The sequence below is a fragment of the Pseudomonas sp. MDT1-17 genome, assembly GCF_054898105.1.
Map to the genome: position 1 here is coordinate 2,995,548 of NZ_JBUBVM010000001.1, position 17,427 is coordinate 3,012,974.

At 60.7% G+C, this 17,427-nt stretch carries 12 protein-coding genes; 6 read left to right on the plus strand and 6 right to left on the minus strand.

What is annotated here, in order from left to right; all coding sequences use genetic code 11:
* The first annotated feature begins 24 nt into the window (after positions 1 to 24).
* From ACYZTX_RS13905 to ACYZTX_RS13930, 6 genes are all read left to right on the plus strand, one after another.
* Positions 25 to 1,299: a spinster family MFS transporter gene (locus tag ACYZTX_RS13905; RefSeq protein WP_462034520.1), complete on the plus strand. Its 1,275-nt coding sequence runs from the start codon at positions 25 to 27 to the stop codon at positions 1,297 to 1,299.
* A 2-nt stretch (positions 1,300 to 1,301) separates the two neighbouring features.
* On the plus strand, positions 1,302 to 2,309 hold the full coding sequence (locus ACYZTX_RS13910) for a YeiH family protein (RefSeq protein WP_462034521.1): 1,008 nt from the start codon (positions 1,302 to 1,304) through the stop codon (positions 2,307 to 2,309).
* A 180-nt stretch (positions 2,310 to 2,489) separates the two neighbouring features.
* Positions 2,490 to 4,316 carry a DUF1302 domain-containing protein gene (locus tag ACYZTX_RS13915; protein ID WP_462034522.1) on the plus strand — a complete coding sequence of 609 codons (1,827 nt, stop codon included), beginning with the start codon at positions 2,490 to 2,492 and terminating at the stop codon, positions 4,314 to 4,316.
* A gap of 36 nt (positions 4,317 to 4,352) precedes the next feature.
* Positions 4,353 to 5,711, plus strand: coding sequence for a DUF1329 domain-containing protein (locus ACYZTX_RS13920; RefSeq protein ID WP_462034523.1), 1,359 nt, complete (start codon positions 4,353 to 4,355; stop codon positions 5,709 to 5,711).
* A gap of 70 nt (positions 5,712 to 5,781) precedes the next feature.
* Positions 5,782 to 6,843 carry a YCF48-related protein gene (locus ACYZTX_RS13925; RefSeq protein WP_462034524.1) on the plus strand — a complete coding sequence of 354 codons (1,062 nt, stop codon included), beginning with the start codon at positions 5,782 to 5,784 and terminating at the stop codon, positions 6,841 to 6,843.
* A gap of 31 nt (positions 6,844 to 6,874) precedes the next feature.
* A complete protein-coding gene (locus ACYZTX_RS13930; protein WP_462034525.1) occupies positions 6,875 to 9,421 on the plus strand; it encodes an efflux RND transporter permease subunit in 2,547 nt (848 codons plus the stop codon).
* On the opposite strand, the gene ACYZTX_RS13935 is transcribed toward ACYZTX_RS13930, so the two are convergent.
* The 6 genes from ACYZTX_RS13935 to ACYZTX_RS13960 all read right to left on the minus strand — a co-directional run bounded on the left by ACYZTX_RS13935 (position 9,364) and on the right by ACYZTX_RS13960 (position 17,375).
* On the minus strand, positions 9,364 to 9,579 hold the full coding sequence (locus tag ACYZTX_RS13935) for a hypothetical protein (protein ID WP_462034526.1): 216 nt from the start codon (positions 9,577 to 9,579) through the stop codon (positions 9,364 to 9,366). The genes ACYZTX_RS13930 and ACYZTX_RS13935 overlap by 58 nt on opposite strands.
* Positions 9,576 to 10,571, minus strand: a complete 996-nt coding sequence (lipA, locus tag ACYZTX_RS13940) for a lipoyl synthase (protein WP_462034527.1) — start codon at positions 10,569 to 10,571, stop codon at positions 9,576 to 9,578. Before lipA ends, ACYZTX_RS13935 begins: the two co-directional genes overlap by 4 nt.
* Before the next feature lie 206 nt (positions 10,572 to 10,777).
* Complete coding sequence (glyA, locus tag ACYZTX_RS13945; RefSeq protein ID WP_462034528.1) at positions 10,778 to 12,034, minus strand: serine hydroxymethyltransferase; 1,257 nt, start codon at positions 12,032 to 12,034, stop codon at positions 10,778 to 10,780.
* A 154-nt stretch (positions 12,035 to 12,188) separates the two neighbouring features.
* Positions 12,189 to 15,044 carry an aminomethyl-transferring glycine dehydrogenase gene (gene gcvP, locus ACYZTX_RS13950; protein WP_462034529.1) on the minus strand — a complete coding sequence of 952 codons (2,856 nt, stop codon included), beginning with the start codon at positions 15,042 to 15,044 and terminating at the stop codon, positions 12,189 to 12,191.
* Between the two features lie 10 nt (positions 15,045 to 15,054).
* On the minus strand, positions 15,055 to 15,432 hold the full coding sequence (gene gcvH / locus ACYZTX_RS13955; protein ID WP_462034530.1) for a glycine cleavage system protein GcvH: 378 nt from the start codon (positions 15,430 to 15,432) through the stop codon (positions 15,055 to 15,057).
* A 434-nt stretch (positions 15,433 to 15,866) separates the two neighbouring features.
* Complete coding sequence (locus ACYZTX_RS13960; protein WP_462034531.1) at positions 15,867 to 17,375, minus strand: sigma-54-dependent transcriptional regulator; 1,509 nt, start codon at positions 17,373 to 17,375, stop codon at positions 15,867 to 15,869.
* Between the last annotated feature and the right edge of the window lie 52 nt (positions 17,376 to 17,427).

The window sequence follows — 17,427 nt, forward strand, 5'->3', positions numbered from 1 at the left end:
AAAAACAACTCAAAGGTACAGACGATGTTCTGGAAAAAGAGTCCTTGCGCCGTTTTGGCAACGCTGATGGTGATTCACCTGTTGGCCCAGGTGGACCGAAATATTCTGCTGGGTTTCGCGCCGCAAATCACCAGCGAGCTGGCGATCAATAACGCGCAGTACGGCTTTCTGGTCGGCGCGGTCTGGGTGCTGAGCTATGGCGTGATGGCGGTGTTTCTCGGTGCACTGGCCGACCGCCACAGCCGTCCGCGGGTGATCGGTGCCGGCATGCTCATCTGGAGCGTCTGCACGATTGCTTCCGGCTACGTCCAGAACTTCGAACAAATGGTGGCGGCGCGTTTTCTGGTGGCCACCGGTGAAGCGGCGTTGGTCCCGGCTGCCACAGCGCTCTTGATGGAGCTGTTCTCGGAGAAGCGCCGGGGCACGGCGATGGGGCTGTTCTACCTGGGTATCCCGCTGGGCATTGGCTGCAGTTTTCTGCTGGCGGGCACGCTCGGCGCCGCCCATGGCTGGCGCACCACGTTCCATTTCCTGGGTATTGCCGGGGTGATCATCGGCCTGCCTTTGATGCTGATGAGCGACAAACGCAATAGCGGCACTGTGCAAGAGCGCGGTGCACCCCTCAAGACTCAACTGGCCGCGGTGCTCGGTGAGCTGAATAGCAACCGGGTCGTGCGTTACACCGTTACCGGGTTTGTGCTGGCGCATCTGGTCTATCCCGGCATTTCGTTCGCGCAATTGTGGATTGCCCGCGAGAGAGGAATGGACCCGGCCACCATCGCCATGACCATGGGCATCATGCAGATCGTTTTCGGCTCGTTGGGCGCCTTGGCCGGCGGCATCTTGAGCGACCGCCTGGCCCCTCGTTTCAAGGGTGGCCACGCCAGCGTGTTGGCATTGCTCATGTTGGTGTGTGCGCCGTTCATGATTGCTTATCGCCTGGTACCGACCGATTCACCGCTGTTCTACGTGGGAATGGCGGTCGGCATTTTTATGGTGATGTCGCTTTACGGTTCCGCGACCACCGCGATTCAGGGCGCCGTCCCCGTGCGCATGCGTTCAACGGTGATGGGCTGCTCGATGCTGCTGCTGAACCTCTTTTCGGTAGCGCTCGGCACGTTCGTTGTTGGTTGGATCAGCGATGCGCTGACGGCTGCCGGAGTGGCTTCGCCGCTGACCCATGTATTGCTGGTGAGCGACATTCTCGCGCTGGTGCTGGGTGGATTCTTCTTTTATGTGGCGGCGCGTATCAAGCGTGAAAGCACGCGTTCGGTGCCGGCCATGGGTATCAAGGTTTAGCTATGTCCAGATCCGCCGTCATTCAGTTTCAGTCGGTTGTCAGCCAGCACCTGCCGGGTGTCCTGGCCAGTATCGTCGTCGCGATTGCAGCGCGGTTTCTGGCTGATCAGTACCAGGCGCCGGTGATGCTGTTGGCACTCCTGCTCGGCATGGCCATGAATTTTCTGACGGCGGGGCCGAGCAAACCGGGCATCGATTTCAGCGCTCGTGAAGTGCTGCGCGTCGGGGTTGCCTTGCTCGGGCTGCGCATTTCCCTGGAGCAGATTGCGGCGCTCGGTTGGCATCCGGTGCTGATCGTTGTGGTGTCGGTGGTGGTCACCATTTTGGTGTCGATGCTGGCGGCGCGGGCGCTGGGTTTCAATGTGTTGTTCGGTCTGCTGTCCGGCGGTGCCACCGCGATTTGCGGTGCCTCCGCGGCGCTGGCGTTGGCGGCGGCATTGCCGGCCCATCATGCCAAGGAGCGCGCGACGTTGTTCACGGTCATTGGCGTGTCCGCCCTGTCGACCCTGGCGATGATTGTGTATCCGGTGATCGCCCGGGCGCTCGGTCTGGATCCGCTGCATGCCGGGGTGTTTCTCGGCGCCACGATTCATGACGTCGCTCAGGTGGTCGGGGCCGGGTACAGCATGTCCCATGACATCGGCGATACCGCGACGGTGGTGAAACTGATGCGAGTGGCGATGTTGCTGCCAGTCATCGTCTGCGCGGTGTTGATCACCCGCGCTCAGGGTGGGCAGGGGACGGGTGAGAGGCCTCCCTTGTTGCCGTGGTTTGCCGTGGCGTTCATCGCTTTGGCCGCGGTGACCAGTTTCGGTTGGCTGCCTTCAGCGGTGCTGACCCTGGGCAACCAATTGTCGAGCTGGTGCCTGGTCGTCGCCATCAGTGCGCTGGGGATGAAAATCCAGTTGAAGGAGCTGGCCACGGTGGGGCTCAAACCCATTCTGTTGATGGTCGGTGAAACCGTGTTTTTGCTGGGACTGGTGTTGCTGTTGATACGACTCGGTAGTTGAGTCTGGTCGTTCAATACCACGGGGTGTGCTGATTCCGGCGGTATTGATTGGGTCACTTTGAATGAATCGAACGCTCCCCTGATGGGGATAAGAGTGGTGAGCACTGCCGCGCCCGGATTGGGTGGCCAGATGTTTTTTCATAAACACAAAAACAACAACAAAAAAAATCGGAGCCAACGTATGCGAATAAACAAAATTACGGGTGGGAGAGTGTGGGAGCCAACGCTGTTGGCCTCGGCGCTGTTCGTCGCTGTATTGCCGGCGGCTAATGCCTTCGAACTGAATACCGGAAATGAAGACTGGGCCGTGCGTTTCGACAACACGTTCAAGTTCAACTATGCCCAGAGGGTTGAAAGCCCGAACAGCAAGTTGGCCAATTCGTGGAACAACAATGACGGTAACCGCAATTTCTCCTCGGGCAGTGCGGTGTCCCAACGTCTTGATGTGCTCTCGGAACTGGATGTGGCCTACCAAAAGAAGATGGGTTTTCGCGTCAGTACCAACAGCTGGTACGACCATGCCTATGACAATGTCGGCAGCGACAATGCGGCGACCAATCAGCTCAACCACGGGGTGCCGGACTCACGCCATATCAGCGGTTACGCCGATCGCTACTACAACGGGCCGTCGGCCGAAATCCTCGATGCGTTTGTCTTTGGCAGCACGGAAATTGGTGAGGAGTCGATCCTCAGTGGCAAGGCCGGCAAGCACACCCAGTACTGGGGCGAAAGTGTCCTGGCCTTTGCACACGGCAACAGCTACGGCCAGTCCGGCCTGGACATTTCCAAAGCGCTGGCGGTACCGGGCACCGAAGCCAAGGAGTTGTTCATCCCGCGTAACCAATTGTCTGTCAGCTTTACGGTCAACCCTGAGCTGACCCTCGGTGCGCAATACTTCCTCGACTGGGACGCTTCGCGCCTGCCGGAGTCCGGTACGTACCTGGGCTTCAACGACGGCATCCAGAGCGGCGGGCATAACCTGTCGTTGATCGGTGGTTTGAATCCGCGCTTTGGTACCCCTGGACCGCTCGGTGCCAATCAGTTCCTGCGCCTGAGCAATGGTCACACTTTCACCCCGGACAAGCGCGGCGACTTCGGTCTGATGGCCAAGTGGAGCCCGGAATGGCTGGACGGCACCCTCGGTGTCTACTACCGCAACACCTCCGACATTTTGCCCAACCTGGTTCTGCAGCCGACCGCCGTCGGCCCGGCACAGCTGATCTCCGGCAACATCGGCAGCTACAACCAGTTCTATGTCGACGACATCGATATCTATGGCATCAGCCTGTCGAAAAGCATTGGCGACGTCAGTGTCGGTTTCGACCTGAACTACCGCGAAAACATGCCGCTGGCCAGTGTGGCGGGCACCGTCAGCCCGGCCGCGGCCAATGCTGGCTTGCCCGGTTTTATCGGCGGTTTCAACGGCGAAGACGGCGTGGCCCGCGGCAACACCGTGCACGCGGTGCTCAACGGCCTGACCACCTTTGGCGACACGCCGTTGTGGGACAGTTCTTCGTTGCTGGTCGAGCTCGGCTACAGCCGCTGGCTGAAGGTGACCGACAACAAACAGCTGTTCAAGGGTGAGGACTGGTACCACGGGACCGATAAGGTCACCAAGGACAACTACATCATCGGCGTCAACTTCAACCCGACCTGGTTCCAGGTCTTCCCGGGCATCGATATGTACCTGCCGATGACCTACAACGTCGGCCTCAATGGCAACTCCGCCGTGCAGTTGGGCGGTAACGAGGACGCCGGCAGCTATTCGATCGGTATCGGCATGGACGTGCGCAACCAGTACCGCTTCGACCTGAAATACGTGGACAACTTCGGTCCATTCGACACCTGCAGTTCGCCAGGCAGCACTGGCAGTCAGGGAGACGGCGCTGCACCGGGTGCCAACGGCCAGTACAACTGCGTACCCGGTCAAACCACTGCCTTCGGCGGGACCCCGGCCCAGCTCAAGGATCGCGGCATGGTCACGGCGACCTTCAAGACAACTTTCTGATTTTCGATTGCTTAAAAACAAGCAGGAGAACGACACATGAAATGCATGCACACTTTGTTGACTGCCTCCCTGGCGCTGACCTTCGCCGGTCTCGTGCAGGCCGCTGTACCCGCCGCAGACGCCGCCAAACTGGGGGCTAACCTGACCGCCGTCGGCGCCGAAAAAGCCGCGAGTGCCGATGGCTCCATTCCGGCCTACACCGGCGGGCTGACCAGTCTGCCGGCAGGTTTCAAGGCCGGTGACACCTTTCGCCCGGATCCTTACGCCAACGAGAAGCCGCTGCTGGTGATCGATGGCAAGAATGTCGCGCAGTACAAAAATCAGCTGACTGCCGTTACCGTCGAATTGGCCACGCGTTTTCCGAGTTTCCGCGTTGAGGTCTATCCGACCCACCGCAGCGTGGCCCTGCCGCAGAGCGTGCTGGATAACACGTTGAAGAACGCTACCGGAGCCAAGTCGCTGGAAGGTGGCAACGCGATCGAGAACGTTCTGCCGGGCGTGCCGTTCCCGATCCCGCAGAACGGGGCCGAGGCCATGTGGAACCACTTGCTGCGCTATCAGGGCGTCGCTTATTCCACCAAATATGACTCCTGGAACGTCGACGCCTCGGGCGCGCAGAACCTGGCCACCAGCGGCGAAATCGTCAACTCGTTTCCGATCTTCGAAGACCCGAACAAGGTCATCGATGGCAAGGACACCTACTTCCAGACGCGCTTGTTCTACACCGGCCCTGCGCGCCGGGCGGGCGAAGCGATCATGCTCAAGGACGCCGCCAACCCGCTGGTGCAGTCGCGTCGTGCCTGGCAGTACTTGCCCGGGCAACGCCGCGTGAAGCTGGCACCGACCCTGGCCTACGACACGCCAAACCCGGGGACCGCAGGTTCCGGGACCTATGACGACGTTTATGTCTTTAACGGTGCGCTGGATCGCTATGACTGGAAACTGGTCGGCAAGCAGGAAATGATCGTGCCGTACAACACCTACGCGCTGAGCTACATCAAGGATCCGAAAGCCTTGACCACACCGAACCACCTGGCGCCGCAATTCGTGCGTTGGGAGAAGCATCGGGTGTGGGTGGTGGAAGGCACGCTCAAGGCCGGTGCCCGTCACGTCTACGCCAAGCGTCGCTTCTATCTGGATGAGGACAGCTGGGTCGCTCTGGCATCCGACCAGTACGATGCGCGCGGCCAACTGTACCGCGGTTCATTCAGCTTCCTCTCGCAAAGCTACGACGTGACGACCCCCAACACCACGCCTCACGTGATCTATGACCTGGTGGGCGGAACCTACAACATCAATGGTTTGTCGGGCGCCTACGGCGGTATCAAATACATCGCGCCGCTCTCCAAGGCGCAATGGTCGCCGGATGCGCTGGCCGGTAATGGCGTTCGCTAAGTCACGCACAACAAAAGTCTGGGCCGGTTGCGGTAGAGCGCCGGCTTCAGCTTTGGCAAGAGGACGCACTATGTGTTTATTCAAAACGCTTGCGCCGTTGATGTTGGTGTTGTGGCAGACGCTTGCACAGGCCTCCGGGTACGTTGATGTGCTGGATCTGCCCGCCAAGCCCAGTGCCTTGGCCGTGCGCAGCCCCTTGCTCGATGTCGCGAATGCCGGGCAGCGCCTGGTTGCCGTCGGGCAGCGCGGCCACATTCTTTATACCGACGATGCCGGCCAACAATGGCTGCAGGCCAGCGTGCCCGTCAGCAGCGACCTGAATGCCGTGTACTTTTCCACCCCTGAACAAGGCTGGGCCGTCGGCAACGATGGAGTCGTTCTGCACAGCAGCGACGCCGGTGTGACTTGGAAAAAGCAATTGGACGGTCGAGAGATCGGTGCGTTGCTGGTCAAACATTATGCTGCGCTGGCCGATGCCGAGCCGGCCAGCGAACAATGGCCGCTGCTCGTCGCTGAAGGTCAGCGGCTGGTCGAGGAGGGCGCCGACAAACCCTTGCTCGACGTCTGGTTTGCCGACGACAAGGTCGGTTACGTGGTCGGTGTGTTCAACCTGATCCTGCGCACCGAGGACGGTGGCCACAGCTGGACGCCTTTTCAGGACCGAACCGACAACCCGCAGAACTTTCACTTGAACGCGATCACGGCGACTGGCGATGCGTTGTACATCGTCGGCGAGCAAGGTCTGGTGCTGAAATGGGACGACCCGCACCAGCGATTTGCCGCCCTGAACACCCCGTACCAGGGCAGTTTTTTCGGTGTCGTCGGCAAGCCTGGCGAAGTCGTCGTCTTCGGCCTGCGCGGCAATGTGTTGCGCAGCACCGACGGTGGTTTGAGTTGGAAGCCGTTCGATACCGGGCTGCAAGTCAGTGTCACCGCCGCCGCGATCGATGACCAGGGTCACTATCGGCTGTTCACCCAGGCGGGGCACATGTTGGTCGATCAGACCCATAACGCCCAATTGCAACTGATGCCGCAACAGAACACTTCACCGGTGGCCGGTGCCGCCCTGACCAGCGATGGTTCGCTGATCGTGGTGGGCAGCCGTGGTGCGCGTGCGCTTCCCAAAGAATAAGAGCCAGAACAATAAAAGCGAGTACTCAGACATGGCCATTACCAAGCAAGACAACATGCCGGTGATCCGCGATCTGCATGACTTTGATCGGCGCTCCGGCAACCTGCTGGAACGGCTGGTGTTCAACTACCGCCCGCTGTTCATCGTGCTCATGACGCTGGCCACTCTGGTGCTGGGCTACATGGCGGCGACCCGTCTGGAGCTGCGCCCCAGCTTCGAAAAAATGATCCCGCAGAGCCAGCCGTATATTCAGAATTTCCTGGAGAACCGCCAGTCGTTGCGCGGTCTGGGCAACTCGGTGCGGGTGGTGGTGGAAAACACCCAGGGCGACATCTTCGACCCCGACTACTTGAACGTGCTCAAGCAGGTCAACGACGAATTGTTCCTCACCGAAGGTGTTGATCGCGCCTGGATGAAGTCGCTGTGGACGCCGGCCGTGCGCTGGACCGAAGTCACCGAAGAAGGCTTTCAGGGTGGCCCGGTGATGCCCGACGGTTATCAGGGCTCACCGTCGGACATCGAACAGCTGCGGCAGAACATCACCCGCGCCGGCATCGTCGGCAGTCTCGTCGCCAGTGATTTCAAATCGAGCATGCTGATCGTGCCGTTGCTGGACAAAGCCTCGGCCACTGGCCAGAGCATTAACTACCATCAATTTTCGAGGATGCTCGAAGAGCAGTTGCGCGACAAGATCGAATTCGCCGGTGACAGCGCGGCGCGCCAGAGCGGGGAGGAGGGCAAGGGTCACTACAAGGTTCGGGTGATCGGTTTTGCCAAACTGATCGGCGACCTGATCGATGGTTTGATTCAGGTGATGATGTTCTTCGGCCTGGCCGTGGTCACCTCGCTGGTCATCATTTACCTCTACACCCGCTGTGTGCGCAGCACGTTGCTGGTGGTCGGCTGTTCGCTGATCGCGGTGGTCTGGCAATTGGGTATCGTCGCCTGGCTGGGTTATGCCATCGATCCGTATTCGGTCCTGGTGCCGTTCCTGATCTTCGCCATTGGCGTGTCCCACGCGGCGCAGAAGATGAACGGCATCATGCAGGACATCGCCCGTGGTACCCATAAACAGGTAGCGGCCCGTTACACCTTCCGCCGTCTGTTCATCGCCGGCGTCACCGCGCTACTGGCTGATGCGGTGGGTTTCGCCGTGCTGATGCTGATCGACATACCGGTGATCCAGGACTTGGCCATCACCGCCAGTATCGGTGTGGCAGTGTTGATCTTCACGTCGTTGCTGCTCATGCCGGTGGCGCTGTCCTTTGTCGGCGTCGGTGCTAAAGCTGCCGAGCGTGCGCTGAAAATCGACACGCAAGCGAATGCGCATAAAGGCTTTGGCAAACTGTGGGACGGACTGGATCGCTTCACGACACGGAAGTGGGCCACCGGCGCTGTACTGGTCGCAGCCTTGCTGGGGATCGGTGGCTTTATGGTCAGCCTGCATCTGAAAATCGGCGACCTCGACAGCGGCGCCCCGGAGTTGCGTGCGGACTCGCGCTACAACCGCGACAACGCCTACATCACCCAGCATTATGCGCTGTCCAGCGACCTGTTTGCGGTGATGATCAAGACACCGGCGGAGGGTTGTCTGAATTATCAGACGCTGATCCTCGCCGACCGTCTGGCCTGGGAGCTTCAGCAGTATCCCGGGGTGCAGGCCACGGCATCGCTGGTCAACGCGGTACGTCAGATCACTGCAGGATCCTACGAGGGCAATCCCAAGCTCAACAGCATCCAGCGCAACCAGAACGTACTGAACTATGGCGCGCAACAAGCCTCGGTCAATTCCCCGGAGCTCTTCAACACCGATTGTTCGCTGATGCCTGTGATCGCTTTCCTCAAGGACCACAAGGCCGAGACCCTGGATGCGGTGGTGGCCATCGCGGACAAGTTCGCCCGGGAAAACAGCACCGAGGATCGCCAGTTTCTGCTGGCCGCCGGCACCGCCGGGATCGAGGCGGCGACCAACATCGTGGTGCGCGAGGCCAATCGCACCATGCTGCTTTACGTCTATGCCGCGGTGACGCTGTTTTGCCTGATTACCTTCCGCAGCTGGCGCGCGACTTTGGTGGCCCTGCTACCGCTGATACTGACTTCAATTCTCTGCGAGGCCTTGATGGTGGTCATGGGGATCGGCGTGAAGGTGGCAACGCTGCCAGTGATTGCTCTGGGGGTCGGTATCGGCGTGGACTACGCGCTGTACTTGCTCAGCGTCCAACTGCAATACCAGCGTCAGGGTCTGTCGTTGATGCAAGCCTACCGACGCGCCGTGTCGTTCACCGGTCGTGTAGTGGGTTTGGTGGGTATTACCCTGGCGGCCGGCGTGGTGTGCTGGGTCTGGTCGCCGATCAAGTTCCAGGCGGACATGGGCGTTCTGCTGACCTTCATGTTCCTGTGGAACATGTTGGGCGCCTTGATTCTGATCCCGGCGTTGTCACATTTTCTTTTGCGCACCCATCACGTCTTGGGCAAGAGAATGGAGGATACGGCCCTTGAAAATTCGGGCGCTGAGGGAGCTCAGGGTATTGAGCAATGCGCGTCTGGACAGCGTGGCAAGGGCAGGGTGTCGGTGTAGTCATGCAGGTTCACGATTCGCCCGGTGCGCCGCTCCAGGACCGGCAGCAAGCGATGAGCCAGCGGCATATCGCGCTCTTCAAGCTGCATGGCGGCGCTGAGCTGGCCGTTGAGTGGGCGAGCGACGGCGAGCAGTTCATCCTCATCCTTGACGTTCACCAGCAGTGCTCCACCGTGTTCGTTGCCCCCTGAACTTGTTGGTCAGCATGGTAGGAAGAGCGCACCAGAGGACCGGATGCAACGTTCTTGAAGCCCATCCGGGTGCCTTCCTCGGCGAACCAGGCGAACACGTCCGGGTGCACGAAACGCTGGACTGGCAAGTGACTGCGCGATGGTTGCAGGTACTGGCCGAGGGTGAGCATGTCGATATCGTGTTCACGCATCCGCTGCATGACTTCGATGACTTCCTCGTCGGTCTCGCCAAGGCCCAGCATCAGGCCGGATTTGGTCGGTACACGCGGGACCAATAACTTGAAATTCTGCAGCAGATCCAGCGACCACTCGAAATCCGAGCCCGGCCGTGCGGCTTTGTACAGGCGCGGAACGGTCTCCAGGTTATGGTTGAACACATCGGGTGGCTCAGTGGCGGTGATCGCCAGGGCGACGTCCATGCGGCCGCGGTAATCCGGCACCAGGGTTTCCAGTTGCACACCCGGCGACAGCTTGCGGATTTCGCGCAGGCAATCGACGAAATGCTGGGCGCCGCCGTCGCGCAAGTCGTCGCGGTCCACCGAGGTGATCACCACGTACTTCAGGCGCAGGTCGGCGATGGCCACAGCGAGGTTCATCGGTTCGCCGACATCCAGTGGTTTTGGACGGCCGTGGCCCACATCGCAGAACGGGCAACGGCGGGTGCAGATGTCACCCATGATCATGAAGGTCGCCGTGCCACCGGAAAAACACTCGCCGAGGTTCGGGCAGGAGGCTTCTTCGCAGACGCTGTGCAGCTTGTGTTTGCGCAGCAGCTGTTTGATCCGGTCGACCTCGGGGGAGATCGGCAGGCGCACGCGAATCCAGTCGGGTTTGCGTGGGAATTCATCGGTGGGGATGATCTTGACCGGAATTCGCGCGACCTTTTCCGCACCGCGCAGTTTGACCCCGACTTGCATTTTTACCGGCACCTTGCCGGTCGATTCCACGAAAGTGCTCATGTACTTTTTCCTTTTGCGCGAGCGGGGGCGGCCCGCACTTTGTAGCAGATGGCGAAGCCTGCGTTCGGCTGCGAAGCAGTCGTAAAACCAGAACACGCGGCGCGTCAGGTAGACCACGTAGGTCGAGTTTACGACTGCTGCGCAGCCGAACGCAGGCTTCGCCAGCTGCTACAGATCGTGTTGTGGGTCAGCCCTCCCGCTATGGCTCAGTCGCGGTAGACAGGGAAATCAGAGCACATGGCGGCAGCCTGTCTGGCGACGTGGGCCTCGACATCGGCATCGCCGAGGTGATCGAGAATGTCGCAGATCCAGCCCGCCAGCTCGATGCTCTGGGCTTCCTTGAAACCACGGCTGGTGATCGCCGGCGTGCCGATGCGCAGGCCGGAGGTCACGAATGGCGATTGCGGATCGTTAGGTACGGCGTTCTTGTTCACGGTAATACCGGCACGGCCGAGGGCGGCGTCGGCGTCTTTGCCGGTCAGGCCCTGACGAATCAGGCTGACCAGGAACAGGTGGTTGTCGGTACCGCCCGACACGACGTCGTAGCCACGGTCGATAAAGACTTTGGCCATCGCCTGGGCATTGCGGATGACTTGCGCCTGATAGGTCTTGAACGCTGGCTCCAGCGCTTCTTTGAAGCACACGGCCTTGGCGGCGATCACGTGCATCAGTGGGCCGCCCTGGCCACCGGGGAACACCGCTGCATTGAGTTTTTTCTCCAGTTCCGGATTGGCCTTGGCCAGGATCAGGCCGCCACGAGGACCGCGCAGGGTCTTGTGAGTGGTGGTGGTGACGACATCGGCAAAGGGAATCGGGTTCGGGTACAGACCGGTCGCTACCAGCCCCGCGACGTGGGCCATATCAACAAACAGATAAGCGCCGACCTTATCGGCAATCGCACGAAAACGTGGGAAGTCCAGGGTCTTCGAATAGGCGGAGAAACCGGCGATGATCATCTTCGGTTGGTGCTCGACGGCCAGGCGTTCGACTTCGTCGTAGTCGATCAGCCCGGTCGCAGTGTCGATGCCGTACTGCACGGCGTTGTAGAGCTTGCCGGAAAAGCTGACTTTGGCGCCGTGGGTCAGGTGGCCGCCGTGGGCCAGGCTCATGCCCAATACGGTGTCGCCGGCTTGCAGCAACGCCAGATAGACCGCGGCGTTGGCCTGACTGCCGGAGTGCGGCTGAACGTTGGCGTAATCGGCACCGAACAGCTGTTTGGCGCGGTCGATAGCCAGTTGCTCGACCACGTCGACGTGTTCGCAGCCACCGTAATAGCGCTTGCCCGGATAGCCTTCGGCGTACTTGTTGGTCAGGCCGCTGCCTTGCGCTTCCATCACCCGTTGGCTGGTGTAGTTTTCCGAGGCGATCAGCTCGATGTGGTGCTCTTGGCGGGTGTCCTCGGCGTTCATTGCTGCCAGCAGTTCGTCGTCGTAGCCTTTGATCTGGTCGTGCTTGCTGAACATGGTGGAATCCTCTGTTGTTCTTGGATGGTTTGACGTGCACCGGTAGGAGCTGTCGAGTGAAACGAGGCTGCGATCTTTTGATTTTTTAGAGGCCAAGATCAAAAGATCGCAGCCTCGTTTCACTCGACAGCTCCTACAGGGATTTGCGTTGTTTTTAGGCGTCCTGGTAGTCCGCAATCGACGGGCAAGCGCAGATCAGGTGTCGATCGCCAAACACGTTGTCGACGCGACCTACGGGCGGCCAGTATTTGGCTTCGATCAAGGATCCAAGTGGGTAAACGGCTTGCTCACGGCTGTACGGATGCGTCCACTCGCCAACGATTTCCTGTGCGGTGTGCGGAGCGTTTTTCAGCGGGTTGTCGTCCTTGTCCAGGGTGCCGTTTTCCACCGCGCGGATTTCTTCGCGGATGCGGATCATGGCGTCGCAGAAGCGGTCCAGTTCTTCCCTGGATTCGCTTTCGGTCGGCTCGATCATCAGCGTGCCGGCGACCGGGAACGACATGGTCGGGGCGTGGAAACCGAAGTCGATCAGGCGCTTGGCGACGTCATCGACGCTGATGCCGCTGCTGTCTTTCAGCGGGCGCAGGTCGAGGATGCATTCGTGCGCCACCAGGCCGTTGCTGCCGGTGTAGAGGACTGGGTAGTGCTCTTCGAGGCGACGGGAAATGTAGTTGGCATTCAGGATCGCCAGTTGCGACGCACGCTTCAGGCCCGCGCCACCCATCATCCGAATGTACATCCAGGTGATTGGCAAAATGCTCGCGCTGCCGAACGGTGCCGCACAGACCGCGCCTTCCTTGCGCTCCATCTGCGCATGACCCGGCAGGAACGGCGTCAGGTGCGACTTGACGCCAATCGGGCCGACGCCCGGGCCGCCACCACCGTGCGGAATGCAGAAGGTCTTGTGCAGGTTCAGGTGCGACACGTCGCCGCCGAACTTGCCCGGTGCGCAGAGGCCGACCATCGCGTTCATGTTGGCGCCGTCGATGTACACCTGGCCGCCGTTGTCATGAATGATGCCGCAGATGTCGCGGATGCCTTCTTCGAACACGCCGTGGGTCGACGGGTAGGTGATCATCAGCGCGGCGAGATGCTCGCGGTGCTCGATGGCCTTGGCGCGCAGGTCTTCGATGTCGACGTTGCCGCGGGCATCGCAAGCCGTGACGACCACGCGCATACCGGCCATGTTGGCGGTGGCCGGGTTGGTGCCGTGGGCGGACGAGGGGATCAGGCAGATGTCGCGACGGTCTTCGCCACGGCTCTGGTGATAGGCGCGAATCGCCAACAGGCCAGCGTACTCACCTTGGGAACCGGCGTTCGGTTGCAGCGAGATCGCGTCGTAACCGGTGGCGGCGCAGAGCATCGCTTCCAGTTCATCGGTCAGTTGCTGATAGCCGGCGCTTTGCTCGGCCGGGGCGAACGGGTGCAGGGCGCCGAATTCGGCCCAGGTCACCGGGATCATTTCGCTGGCGGCGTTGAGTTTCATGGTGCAGGAACCCAGCGGGATCATGGTGCGATCCAGTGCCAGGTCCTTGTCGGCGAGCTTGCGCAGGTAGCGCATCAGCTCGGTTTCCGAGTGATAACGGTTGAACACCGGGTGGCTGAGGATCGGCGATTGGCGAACCAGTGCGGCCGGGATGGTGCTTTCAACATTCGCAGCCAATGCAGCGAAATCCGGCAGCGCTTTGCCGTCGGCCAGCAGGGCCCACAGGGTTTCCACGTCAGCTTGCGAAGTGGTTTCGTCGAGGGACAGGCCCAGACGCTCGCCATCGATCACGCGCAGGTTGATTTGTTGTGCGTGAGCCTGGTCGTGCAACGCAGCAGTTTGCGCGCCGGTTTTAACCGTCAGCGTGTCGAAGAAGTTTTCTTGTTCGACGTTCAGACCCAGTGCGCTCAAGCCTTTTGCCAGAATCGCGGTCAGGTGATGCACGCGGTTAGCAATTTGGGTCAGGCCTTTCGGGCCGTGATACACGGCGTACATGCTGGCGATGTTGGCCAGCAAAACCTGGGCGGTGCAGATGTTGCTGGTGGCTTTCTCGCGGCGGATATGTTGCTCGCGGGTCTGCATCGCCAGGCGCAGGGCCGGCTTGCCGAAACGGTCCACGGAGACGCCGACCAGACGGCCCGGCATGTCGCGCTTGAACGCGTCCTTGGTGGAGAAATACGCCGCGTGTGGGCCACCGAAGCCCAGCGGCACGCCGAAGCGCTGCGCGCTGCCGATGGCGACGTCAGCACCGAACTCGCCCGGCGGGGTCAGCACGGTCAGGGCCAACAGGTCAGCGGCCACCGCGACCAGCGCGTTAGCGGCGTGGAAGCGCTCGGTCAGTTCGCGGTAGTCGAAGACGTCACCGTTGCTCGCCGGGTATTGCAGCAGGGCACCGAAGAACGGCGTCACGTCAGTCAGTTCATGCTCGTCGCCGACCACCACGTCGATGCCCAACGGCTCGGCACGGGTGCGCAACACGTCGAGGGTTTGCGGGTGGCAATGCACCGAGGCGAAGAACGCGTGGCTGCCTTTGTTCTTGCTCAGGCGTTTGCAGAAGGTCATCGCTTCGGCGGCGGCGGTGGCTTCATCCAGCAGCGAGGCATTGGCAATCGGCAGGCCGGTCAGGTCGCTGATCAGGGTCTGGAAGTTCAGCAGCGCTTCGAGACGGCCCTGGGAAATTTCCGGTTGGTACGGGGTGTACGCGGTGTACCAGGCCGGGTTTTCCAGCAGGTTGCGCAGGATCGGCGACGGCGTATGAGTGCCGTAGTAACCCTGGCCGATGTAAGTCTTGAACAGCTGGTTTTTGCCGGCGATGGATTTGATCAACGCCAGGGCATCCGCTTCGCTCAGGCCGTCTTCGAGGCCGAGGACGCTGGTGCCTTTGATGCTGTCGGGGATGACGCTGGCGCTCAGGGCTTCCAGCGAGTCGAAGCCGAGGCTGTTGAGCATGGCCTGCTCGTCGCCGGAGCGCGGGCCGATGTGGCGGGCGATGAATTCATTTCGGGTGTCGAGGAGGGTGGTCATACAGAAATCCTCAAGCGTCGGCGTTGGTCAGGCGCTCGTAAGCGGTCTGGTCGAGCAGGGCTTCCATTGCGTCGGAATCGCTGGAGCGCATACGGAAGAACCAGCCTTCACCCTGCGCGTCCTCGTTGATCAATTCTGGGGAGCTTTCCAGCGTCGAATTCACCTCGAGCACTTCACCGTCCAGCGGCATGTACACGCTGCTGGCGGCTTTCACCGACTCCAGCACCGCCACTTCATCACCGGCGCGGAAGGCACGCAGCTCAGGCACCTGAACGAAGACCACGTCACCCAGCGCTTGCTGGGCGTAAGCGGTAATACCCACGGTGATCAGGCCATCGCTCTCAAGACGCAGCCATTCGTGATCGACGGTAAAACGCAATTCGCTCATATCAACTCCTCATTGTTCTGACTCATCCGCTGCTGGTGGCGGATGGCGATTGGCAGGCTCGTGCCGGGCAACGAGCGTGGCTTGAGGGTTGATAGCAAGGGTGGTGCCAATTTTGTTTATTGCTTGTAAATCAATGTCTTGAGTAATTTATAGCGGGATTGGCGAACAGCTTCCGTATTGAATTCAATACAGGCATGCGCAGAGGAGAGAGCGAAGTCCGGGTCAGATGAGTCGAGAAGGCTTGTCTTGAATTCAATACGCTGTATCGATTTGCAGACACTCATCTCCTGTGGGAGCGAGCCTGCTCGCGAAGAGGGAGTGTCAGTCGATATTTATGTCGCCTGTCACACCGCTTTCGTCGGAACGCCGCCCGGAGCAGGCTCGCTCCCACAGGGGTTAAGTGTCGGTGGTGGGATTGTGTTGCGGCAAAGCGATCAGGCCTTGCCGGGAATGCCGTATTTGCGCAGGCGAATTGCGATGGCGCTGTGCGACGTTTGCAGGCGTGCGGCGAGTAAACGGCTGGAGGGATAACTGCTGTAGAGCTGTTCCAGCAAGTTCTTTTCAAACCCTTCGACGGCATTTTCCAGGCTGCCCACCTCACCGTCGTTTTGCCGCTCCACGGCTGTTCTGGCGATGTCGAGGTCGCCGATGTCCACCAACGGATTTTCGCAAACAGCTGCGGCGCGAAAGATCACGTTCTGCAGTTGCCGCACATTGCCCGGCCAACGATTACCGAGTAGCGCCGGATAGGTGCCTGGCGCAAGGCGACAGACCGGGCGCTGGATCTGTGCGCAAGCCTGCTGCATGAAGTGGTTGGCCATCAACAGGATGTCGTGGCCGCGTTCGCGTAGCGGCGGTACTTGCAGATTGAGCACATTCAGGCGGTAGAACAGGTCCTCGCGAAAGCTGCCCTCGCTGACCATTTTTTCCAGGTCACGGTGGGTCGCACTCAGGACTCGCACGTTGACCTTGACCTCACGATCACCACCGACTCGGCGGAAGCAGCCATCGCTTAAAAAACGCAGCAATTTGGCTTGCAAGTACGGCGACATTTCACCGACTTCGTCGAGGAACACCGTGCCCTGATCGGCCAATTCCAGCAGGCCGAGTTTGCCACCCCGCTGGGCGCCGGTGAAGGCGCCGGCGGCGTAGCCGAACAGCTCGCTTTCGGCGAGGCTTTCCGGCAGTGCCGCGCAGTTCAGGGCCAGAAAGGGCGAGTCATGCCGTGTGCTGATCGCGTGGCAGGCGCGGGCCACCAGTTCTTTGCCGGTGCCGGTTTCGCCCTGAATCAGCAGCGGTGCGTCGAGCGTTGCCACGCGTTGGGCGCGGGCCTTGAGGGTCCGAATCGCCGGGGACTCGCCGATCAGCGCGTCGAAACCTTCGGCATGGTCATGATGCAGCGCCGAGAGGCGTTCACCGATGCGGTTCGGTTGATACAGGGTCAACAGGGCGCCGGCATCGGTGATCGGCATGGCGTCCAGCAGCAGCGTCTGGCCACCGAGACTGACCTCGTGCATGGGCAGGCGGTAACCGTGTTCAATCAACGTGCGTTGCAGGGCGGGATCATCAAACAGCGCCGTCAGCGGTTCCCCGGCCGGCTCACGGCCACAGAGTGAAATCAGCGCCGGATTGGCCAGCAGCACATGACCGCGCTCATCCACCGCCAACACCGGGTCGGTGCTGGCAGCCAGCAAGGCATCGAGTTGCAAGCGTCGGCGCTGCCCCGGGAGGATGTCGACCATCGTCACCGCTTGCACGCCCCGCACCCCGAGAAAGGCCTCGCGCAACTCTTCCAGAACATCGGCACCCAGGGTCGGGGCATCGATGTAAACGTTCGGCGGCACCATCTCGACGGCATCCAGATTGAAACGGCGCCCACCGAGCAGGGCCAGTACTTCCTGGGTGATGCCGACGCGGTCGATGAAGGTGACGTGGATGCGCATGGGAGGCCTGCAAGGGTTGCGATTTGAATGAGTATGAGTGGCAAGAGCCGTG